The following is a 7,058-nucleotide window of genomic DNA, read 5'->3' as shown; positions in this document are numbered from 1 at the left end:
GAGGCCCACGGCCCGGACTGGTGGCTGCTGGACCCGGACTACGGGGCGGAAGCCGACCACCGGGGCGTACGCGACCTGGTCCGCGACCTCAACACGGTCTACCGCCACACCCCGTCCCTGTGGCAGCGCGACACGGAACCGTCCGGCTTCCGCTGGGTGGTGGGGGACGCCGCAGACGACAACGTGCTCGCGTTCCTGCGCCACGACGCGGACGGGCGACCTCTGCTGGCCGTCTCCAACTTCTCGCCCGTCGTCCGCCACGACTACCGCCTGGCGGTTCCGGCCGATGCCCCCGCCTGGGAGGAGGTGCTCAACACGGACGCGGCCGCCTACGGTGGCAGCGACGTCCGCAACCCCGGTCGCGTCGTCCCCGAAGCGGGTCCGGGACACGGCATCCGTCTCACCCTCCCGCCCCTCGCCACCGTATGGCTGCTCCCCGCAGTCGGGTGAGCGCCCCGCGTGACTCTGCCGGAGAATTTGTTTGCCGTCCGAAAAGTCGGGAATGGGCTGATTAGTGCTTCGGACAGGAGGCACGTCCGTTGGGAGCCGGCTCATCGGCCCCGGGTGTGTTTCCGGTGCGTTCCGTGAGTGCGCCCTCCCGCGGTGACTGTCCAGTCAGCCCCTTGAGGGAGTTGAAAAGCACATGCGCATCACGGTCAAGGCGAAGCAACACCCGCACGACGACGCCCCCGACACCACTGACGCCTTCGCACAACTGCGCGGGCTGCCCGACGGCCCCGAGCGACAGGCGCTGCGCGACGAGATCGTCCGGTCGTGGCTGCCGATGGCCGAGCGCATCGCCCGGCGCTACCGAGGCAGAGGCGAGTCCGTCGAGGACCTGTGCCAGGTGGCGGCCCTCGGGCTGGTCAAGGCGGTCGACCGCTACGAGCCGGCGCGCGGGTACGCGTTCGAAAGCTATGCGATCCCCACCATCACGGGTGAGATCAAGCGGCACTTCCGTGACCACATGTGGGTCCTGCACGTGCCGCGGCGGGTCCAGGACCTGCGCAACCGGGTGCGGGCGGCCGTCAAGGAGATCGCACAGGAGACCCCGGGGCACGGCCCGACGGTCGCCGAGATCGCCGAGCACGCCCACCTCAGCGAGGACGACGTGCGGGTGGGCCTGGAAGCCATGGACAGCTTCACCGCCCTCTCCCTGGACGCCGAGGTCGCCGGCAGCGACGACGGCTACGCGCTCGGCGACGCGCTCGGCGACTCCGACGCCGGCTACGACCTGATCGTCGACCGGGAGGCCGTCAAGCCGTGTCTGCGCTCCCTGCCCGAGCGTGAGCGCACCATCCTCTACCTGCGCTACTTCCGGGGCATGACGCAGAGCCGCATCGCGAACCAGCTCGGCATCTCCCAGATGCACGTCTCGCGCCTGCTCAGCGGATGCTGCGCCCGGGTGCGTGAGGAAGCCCTGTCCGACAGCGCCTGACGCCCGCCGCCGGCCGGCTCGCCCCGCGCGGGCCGCCACGGCGCCGGTTCGCCCCGCGCGGGCCGCCACGGCGCCGGTTCGCATCGCATTCGGCCGCCCGAGCCGCTGGTCGACCGGACGGCCGTTTGCGGTGGGCTCACTGCCGAACCCTCCCGGGAACGGTTGGCCAGTGCGCCGACACCTTCCGGACTATCCGCGAGAGGGTGTTTGAAACACGAGGCCGCACGCCCGGCGTCAGTGCGGGGGAGGACCCTCCGGAAGCTGCGTGGGGCCGTAGCGGTCGAGCGTGTCCTCCAGGAGGACACGCACGTCGTCCGGCAGAACCCCGTCGCGGCCCCAGATCAGTATCATCTCCGCGACATTGCGCAGCTTGATGTTCGCGCGCTGGGAGACCTCCCGGAGCACCTCCCACCCCTGGCCGGGCGTCACATGGCCGAGGGCGACCAGCATGCCGATGGCCTGGTCCACCGTCGCGTGCGAGGTGACGGCCTCCTTGAGCTGGCAGATCTCCTCCTCCAACTGGAAGATCCGCTCCGATTCCGGTGACGTGGTGTCCGGTTCGTGCTCACCCGGACGGGCTTTCGAGGTCATCGTCCCCTCCGGGGTGCTGTGGTCTTCGGCGATGTCGGGCTTCCTCCATCCTCACCACCGGCCCGGGGGTGTGCGAGCCGGGAGAAGGGGTACTGCGGGGACCGGGTCAGGACCGTCGGCCGGGGAGGTGAAGCAGTGATGAGCCGTTCCGACGACGCCCGGGCGAGCGCGTACGACGCGACCCCGTTCCTGCCGGACGGCGGCGGCCTCCCCGCATACCGGCGTGCCGCCGCCGACTGTCACGGCTGCCCTCTGTACGAGAACGCCACTCAGACCGTCTTCGGCAGGGGGGACGCCTCGGCGCGGGTCGTGCTGGTCGGCGAGCAACCGGGCGACCAGGAGGACCGGCAGGGCGAACCCTTCGTGGGCCCGGCCGGACGCCTGCTGGACAAGGCGCTGGCCGAGGCCGGCATCGACCGCGACACCGCGTACGTCACCAACGCGGTCAAGCACTTCAAGTTCACCGTCGTCCCCGAACGCGGCAAGCGGCGCATCCACAAGGCGCCCAGCCTCCGCGAGATGAGCGCCTGCAAGCCCTGGCTGCACGCCGAGCTGGACCTGGTCCGCCCCGAGGTCGTCGTCGCGCTGGGCGCGACGGCCGCCAAGTCGCTGCTCGGCGGCTCCTTCCGGGTGAGCAAGGACCGCGGGAGCCTGCTGCCGCTGCCCGGTGGCGACGACGAGCGGTACGTCGTGGCGACGGTGCACCCCTCGGCGATCCTGCGCGCCGACGACCGGGAGGCGGCGTACGCCGGGCTCGTGTCCGACCTGAAGGTGGCGGCGCGGGCGCTGAACGGGCAGGCCTGAGCGGCCGCTCCGCCCGTCTGATCCGCCCGTCCCCGGGTACCCGGACCGCCATGAACACGATCCTGTCGCGCCTGCCGTGGCGCAAGAAGCCGACCCGTACCGCGACCGAGGAGGTTCTTCAGGAGGTGAAGCAGCAGGGCCACGAGGACGACACCGACACCGGCGGCGGCACCGGGGGCGGCGCGGGCGACCCGATCAGCCCGAGCCCGCAGGCCAATCGGAAGACCGCCGAGGGACGCCCCTTCGACCGAGAGCCGTGACCGACCGCTCGATGAAGGAGGGAATACCCGTGGACCACACCCGAGTGCCGATTCTCGAAGCCCTGCGCAGCTACCACGAGCGCGGGGAACTCGCGTTCACGCCGCCCGGGCACAAACAGGCCCGGGGCGCCGATCCCGAGGCCAGAGAGCTGCTGAGCGACGTCTTCCGCTCCGATGTGCTCGCCTCCGGCGGTCTGGACGACCGCCGCATGACCGGTGACGTCCTGGTGCGGGCCGAGGAGCTGATGGCGGACGCCGTCCACGCCCGGCACACCTTCTTCACCACCTGCGGCAGCTCCCTGTCCGTGAAGGCCGCGATGCTCGCCGTGGCGGGCCCGCACGAGCAGCTCGTCGTGGGCCGCGACGCCCACAAGTCGGTGGTCTCCGGACTGATCCTGGCCGGTATCGAGCCCGTCTGGGTCGACCCCCAGTGGGACGAACGGCAGCGCTTCGCGCACGCGCCCTCCCCGGAGGCCTTCGCCGAGGCCCTGGACCGCCATCCGACGGCGCGTGGCGCCCTCGTCACCAGCCCGACCCCCTACGGCGGCTGCGCCGACCTGGCAGCGATCGCCGAGGTCTGCCACGCGCGCGGACTGCCGCTGATCGTCGACGAGGCGTGGGGCGCGCACCTGCCCTTCCACCCCGATCTGCCGTCCTGGGCGATGGACGCCGGCGCGGACGTCTGCGTGACCAGCATCCACAAGATGGGCAGCGGCTTCGAACAGGGATCCGTCTTCCATCTGCAGGGCTCCCTGATCGATCCCACGACCCTGAAGTCACGTGCGGACCTGCTGGGCACCACCAGCCCTTCCGTCCTGATCTTCGCGGGGCTGGACGCCTGGCGCCGCCAGATGGCCCTGCGCGGGAAGGACCTGCTGGACGACGCCCTGCACCTGGCCGAACAGGTCCGGACCGCGATCGAGGACATCCCGGGCCTGAAGGTCCTCGGACGCGACGACCTGGTCGGCCCCGGGCTGTCCGCGGACTACGACCCGCTGCCGATCACCATCGACGTCAGCGGCCTCGGCACCAGCGGCTACCGAGCCGCCGACTGGCTGCGCGGCCGACACCACATCGACATGCACCTCTCCGACCACCGCCGGATCAGCGCCCAGCTCACCTTCGCCGACTCGCCGGACACCGCGCGGCGTCTGCTGACGGCCCTGCGCGACCTGGCCGGGCACGCCGATGAGCTCGCGGCCGGTCTGCCGCGCGCCGAGGTGCCGACAGGAGCGGAAATGCGGCTCGAACAGGTGGCCCTGCCGCGTGACGCGTACTTCGGGCCCAAGGAGTCCGTACCGCTGGAGCAGGCGGCCGGCCGGATCGCAGCCGAGATGATCACGCCCTATCCGCCGGGCATCCCGGCCGTCCTCCCCGGCGAACGCCTCACCGAGCCGGTGCTGCGCTATCTGCGCACCGGCCTGGAGTCGGGCATGAACCTCCCCGACGCCGACGATCCGCGACTGCGCACCATCAGCGTGAGCCGCTGAGCTTGCGACCCGAGGGGCGGCCCCACGGCAGGGGGCGGCCCCTCGGAAGCGCGTGCCGAGGCGGCCGGCCTCTCCACGCGCGTGTGCAGCACGCCGCTCCACCACCGCGGCGCGGGAGGCCGACACCCCGACGGGTCACCACAACGAGCGCGGCCCCTCGCATGCCCGGTCCCATGGACGTGTGACCGCGCCCCCTCACGACTGCCTCGCCCGCAACGAGTGGATCTGCGGCGCCTATCTGCGCACCCGTCGCCACGTCCTCCTCGACGCGGTGCTCCAGCATCTGCAACTGGTCACGGCGTCCGTCGTCATCGGCCTGATCGTGGCGGTCCCGCTCGCGGTCCTGGCGCGCCGCCGGCGCGGGGCCGCCGGGCCCGTCCTCGCCGTCACCACGGTCCTCTACACGATCCCGTCGCTGGCCATGTTCTCGCTGCTGCTGCCCCTGTACGGACTGTCGGCGACCCTGGTCGTCGCCGGGCTCGCCCTGTACTCGCTCACCCTGCTCGTCCGCAACCTCCTCGCCGGCCTGCGCGCCGTCCCCGAGGAGACCCGGCAGGCCGCCCTCGGCATGGGCTACGGGCCGATCCGGCTGCTGCTCACCGTCGAACTGCCGCTCGCCCTGCCCGCCGCCATGGCCGGCCTGCGCATCGCCACCGTCTCCGCGGTCTCCCTGGTCACGGTCGGGGCGATCGTCGGCTTCGGGGGTCTCGGCAACCTCATCTACGCGGGTATGAACACCTACTTCAAGGCACAGGTGCTGACCGCGTCCGTGTTGTGCGTGCTGATCGCGGTGGCCGCCGACCTGCTGCTGCTCGGTGTGCAACGGCTGGCCACCCCCTGGGCGAGGGCCGGAAGCCGATGAGGACCCTCGGCGACACCTGGCACTGGCTCACCGACCCCGCCCACTGGGCGGGCGACGACGGCATCGGGCACCGGCTGCAGCAGCACCTCGTCCTGACCGCCGTCTGTCTGCTCATCAGCTCCCTGATCGCGCTGCCGGTGGCCCTCGTCCTCGGTCACCTGGGCAAGGGCGGCGCACTGGCCGTCAACCTCTCCAACGTCGGCCGCGCCGTCCCCACCTTCGCCGTGCTGGTGCTCCTGCTGCTCACCCCGATCGGCGCATGGGGCGACGGTCCGACGGTCGTCGCCCTCGTGCTGTTCGCCGTGCCGCCGCTGCTGACCAACGCGTACGTCGGCATGCGCGAGGTCGACCGCGACGTGGTGCGGGCGGCGCGGGGGATGGGGATGACCGGCCCCCAACTGCTCCTGCGTGTGGAACTGCCCCTGTCGTTCCCGATGGTGCTGGGCGGGGTGCGCATCGCCGCCGTCCAGCTCGTCGCCACCGCCACGATCGCCGCGCTGGCCGGCGGGGGCGGACTCGGCCGCATCATCACGGCGGGGTTCAACCTGGCCAGTACCCCGCAGGTCGTCGCCGGCGCGGTCCTGGTGGCCGCGTTGGCACTGGCCGTCGAGGGAATCTTCGAGGCCGTCGAACGGCTGGCGCCGCGCCGGGCGGGGAACGGGCGATGAGACGACACGCGGCGCTCGTGACCGTCCTGCTGGTCGCCGGCTGTATGACGGGCCCCTCCCTGGAGACCCGCGGCCGGGTCACCACGTCGCCGGGCGACCGCAGCCACCTGACCGTCGGCTCGGCCGGCTTCACCGAGAGCGACCTGCTCGCCCACATGTACGCGCTGCTGCTGCACCAGGCGGGGTACACGACCTCCCTCATCACCGTCGCCAACCGCGAACTGTACGAACCCGCCCTGGAGTCGGGGCAGATCGACGTGATCCCGGAGTACGCGGCCACCTTCGCGGACTGGCTCCATGCCAGGACCCACGGTGCCGGGGCCGCGCCCGTCGGCTCCCCCGACCTCCACGCCACCATGAGCGCGCTGCGGGAACTGGCCGCGCCCCGCGGACTGACGGTGCTCGATCCCGGCCGCGCGGTCGACCGGAACGCCTTCGCGGTGACCCGCGCCTACGCCCGCGACCACCGTCTGAGGACCCTGAGCGACCTCGGCCGCTCGGGTCTGAAGGTGCGGCTCGCGGCCGGCGACGAGTGCGTCCGCCGCCCGTACTGCGCCCCGGGGCTGAGGAAGACGTACGGCATCGACATCACCGGCGTCGACCCCAAGGGAGTCGGCACCACCCAGGCCAAGCGGGCCGTCCGGGACGGGCGGGACCAGATGGTGCTGACCACCACGACGGACGCCACCCTCGACGCCTTCGGGCTCGTTCTGCTCGCCGACGACAGACACCTGCAGAACGCGGACTACGTCGTCCCGGTCGTGAACCGTGCCCGGGCGGGCGGCGCCCACGTCACCAGGACCCTGGACGCCCTCAACTCCGTCCTGACGACGGAGGACCTGGCGTCCCTGAACCAGCAGGTGGACGGCTGGCGGCGGCTCCCCGAGGACGTGGCCCGCGCGTACCTCGAGGACAAGGGGCTGCTGAAGTCCTAGGCCGCAGGCG

General features: G+C 72.1%; 9 protein-coding genes. 8 read left to right on the top strand and 1 reads right to left on the bottom strand.

The genetic code is table 11. The features are described from left to right. The coding region (locus ACZ4SW_RS22075; RefSeq protein ID WP_468246856.1) for an alpha amylase C-terminal domain-containing protein at positions 1-450 on the top strand (450 nt) is incomplete at its 5' end. A gap of 193 nt (positions 451-643) precedes the next feature. Next, the gene (locus ACZ4SW_RS22070; RefSeq protein ID WP_468246853.1) at positions 644-1,438 is read left to right on the top strand and encodes a SigB/SigF/SigG family RNA polymerase sigma factor; all 795 of its coding nucleotides are present in this window, start codon (positions 644-646) and stop codon (positions 1,436-1,438) included. 234 nt (positions 1,439-1,672) lie between these two features. Here ACZ4SW_RS22070 and ACZ4SW_RS22065 read toward each other — a convergent pair whose 3' ends face one another. After that, the gene (locus ACZ4SW_RS22065) at positions 1,673-2,029 is read right to left on the bottom strand and encodes an ANTAR domain-containing protein (protein WP_468246850.1); all 357 of its coding nucleotides are present in this window, start codon (positions 2,027-2,029) and stop codon (positions 1,673-1,675) included. Positions 2,030-2,167: 138 nt separating this feature from the next. On the opposite strand from ACZ4SW_RS22065, the gene ACZ4SW_RS22060 reads away from it, so the two are divergent. The 6 genes from ACZ4SW_RS22060 (at position 2,168) to ACZ4SW_RS22035 (ending at position 7,048) form a co-directional block, all read left to right on the top strand. Then, the gene (locus ACZ4SW_RS22060; RefSeq protein WP_468246848.1) at positions 2,168-2,833 is read left to right on the top strand and encodes a UdgX family uracil-DNA binding protein; all 666 of its coding nucleotides are present in this window, start codon (positions 2,168-2,170) and stop codon (positions 2,831-2,833) included. Positions 2,834-2,883: 50 nt separating this feature from the next. Next, the gene (locus ACZ4SW_RS22055; RefSeq protein ID WP_468246846.1) at positions 2,884-3,093 is read left to right on the top strand and encodes a hypothetical protein; all 210 of its coding nucleotides are present in this window, start codon (positions 2,884-2,886) and stop codon (positions 3,091-3,093) included. A 23-nt stretch (positions 3,094-3,116) separates the two neighbouring features. Then, entirely contained in the window at positions 3,117-4,583 is a 1,467-nt protein-coding gene (locus ACZ4SW_RS22050) for an aminotransferase class I/II-fold pyridoxal phosphate-dependent enzyme (protein WP_468246891.1), read from the top strand. Between the two features lie 181 nt (positions 4,584-4,764). Then, positions 4,765-5,445: an ABC transporter permease gene (locus ACZ4SW_RS22045; RefSeq protein WP_468246843.1), complete on the top strand. Its 681-nt coding sequence runs from the start codon at positions 4,765-4,767 to the stop codon at positions 5,443-5,445. After that, positions 5,442-6,113, top strand: a complete 672-nt coding sequence (locus ACZ4SW_RS22040; RefSeq protein WP_468246840.1) for an ABC transporter permease — start codon at positions 5,442-5,444, stop codon at positions 6,111-6,113. Before ACZ4SW_RS22045 ends, ACZ4SW_RS22040 begins: the two co-directional genes overlap by 4 nt. After that, positions 6,110-7,048 (top strand): ABC transporter substrate-binding protein, encoded by a 939-nt coding sequence (locus ACZ4SW_RS22035; protein WP_468246837.1) that lies wholly within the window; start codon positions 6,110-6,112, stop codon positions 7,046-7,048. Before ACZ4SW_RS22040 ends, ACZ4SW_RS22035 begins: the two co-directional genes overlap by 4 nt. The last annotated feature ends 10 nt before the right edge of the window (positions 7,049-7,058 follow it).

The sequence above is a fragment of the Streptomyces sp. NPDC028331 genome (assembly GCF_055565775.1).
The sequence above is the reverse complement of the archived record's forward strand: the minus strand, read 5'-3'. Positions and strand labels throughout refer to the sequence as shown.

Coding starts and splice junctions, on each gene's coding strand:
- ACZ4SW_RS22040 (WP_468246840.1), top strand. CDS start 5,442: ATGAGGACCCTCGGCGACACCTGGCACTGGCTCACCGACCCCGCCCAC.
- ACZ4SW_RS22060 (WP_468246848.1), top strand. CDS start 2,168: ATGAGCCGTTCCGACGACGCCCGGGCGAGCGCGTACGACGCGACCCCG.
- ACZ4SW_RS22035 (WP_468246837.1), top strand. CDS start 6,110: ATGAGACGACACGCGGCGCTCGTGACCGTCCTGCTGGTCGCCGGCTGT.
- ACZ4SW_RS22055 (WP_468246846.1), top strand. CDS start 2,884: ATGAACACGATCCTGTCGCGCCTGCCGTGGCGCAAGAAGCCGACCCGT.
- ACZ4SW_RS22065 (WP_468246850.1), bottom strand. CDS start 2,029: ATGACCTCGAAAGCCCGTCCGGGTGAGCACGAACCGGACACCACGTCA.
- ACZ4SW_RS22070 (WP_468246853.1), top strand. CDS start 644: ATGCGCATCACGGTCAAGGCGAAGCAACACCCGCACGACGACGCCCCC.